The 1,076-nt window shown below is 63.5% G+C and carries 1 pseudogene; it reads right to left on the bottom strand.

The window, feature by feature from the left end:
* Positions 1-191: 191 nt before the first annotated feature.
* Positions 192-870, bottom strand: a pseudogene (locus NKI52_RS32645) (IS630 family transposase); the annotation flags it as partial.
* Positions 871-1,076 lie beyond the last annotated feature (206 nt).

The raw sequence follows: 1,076 nt of genomic DNA, 5'->3' as shown, positions 1-1,076 counted from the left end.
AAGAGACGGGTTCGGGAAAACCAGGATACGCGCCTTGAGCGCGCGAGGTTGAATTGGACCCGATGCGCGAACTCCCCATACGGGCTCGCGGCATGTGACAGCCGCAACAGAGGCCGGACACATGTCAGCACCCGACCACGCTCCGCGCTCTTCGAAAAATTCTCCTTGCACCAACGGGGGCGTCCACACATGTCCATGACGACTACGTCGCCCTCCGACAATGTCGGGACCAGCACCTGCTCGACATAGGCCAGGAACACGTTGCCGTTCATGGCGCCCGTCGTAGACGAAGGCGCAGTCATGCCCGTCAGCCGTAGCGCTCCGGTGAAGGTGGTCGTCTTCCAGTGGCCATGCGGCACGCCGGCCCGGCAGCGCTCGCCGCGCGGCGCTCTTCCACGCAGGCGAGCCATCTTTGTGGAGAGGCCGGTCTCATCGATGAACACGAGCTTCGATCGAGATCGAGCTGGCCGTCGAACCCCGGCGCCGCTTCAGGATGTCGGGGCGATCCTGCTCCGGTGCGTGCGCGGACTTTTTTGAATGTCCAGCCGTGGCCGCGAAGCCAGGCGCTCAAGGCGCTGCGGCTGATCCGCACAACTGCTCGGCGACGAGCCGCTCCACCATTTCGTTCAGCGTGATGTCCTTGCGCTCATCGATCAGCCCGACGATGAAGGCTTCATGCGCATCGAGGCTGGAGGCGCGGCGGCGGCCCTGCGGGCGTGGCGCCAGTTCGCCGATCTTCGCCCGCGGAATCCAGCGGATCGCGCTGGACACTCCCACGCCGAACCGCGCCGCCGCTTGCCGCGCCGACATGCCCACGTCCGAAGCCTTCAAGACCCGCGACCGAAGATCCCCGCTCAATGCTCTTCCCATCGTCCACCTCCATCGACGTGGATGTTGAATCAGCACAAAACGCAGCCGTCACACCACAATCGATTCATCGATCACAGGACGTGCTCTAAAGCGCGTCGCGATTTAAGGGATTCAGGATTGAACGAACATGAAGTAATCGCGGAAGCGGTGGCCACCTGAGATGTGGCGGCGATGTTCGAACATCTGGCCGGCTGGCTGTCCTCCGA

Origin of the sequence: Mesorhizobium sp. M0590 (assembly GCF_040320905.1) — a bacterium.
In the GTDB taxonomy this organism is placed as follows: Bacteria; Pseudomonadota; Alphaproteobacteria; order Rhizobiales; family Rhizobiaceae; genus Mesorhizobium.
The sequence above is the reverse complement of the archived record's forward strand: the minus strand, read 5'-3'. Positions and strand labels throughout refer to the sequence as shown.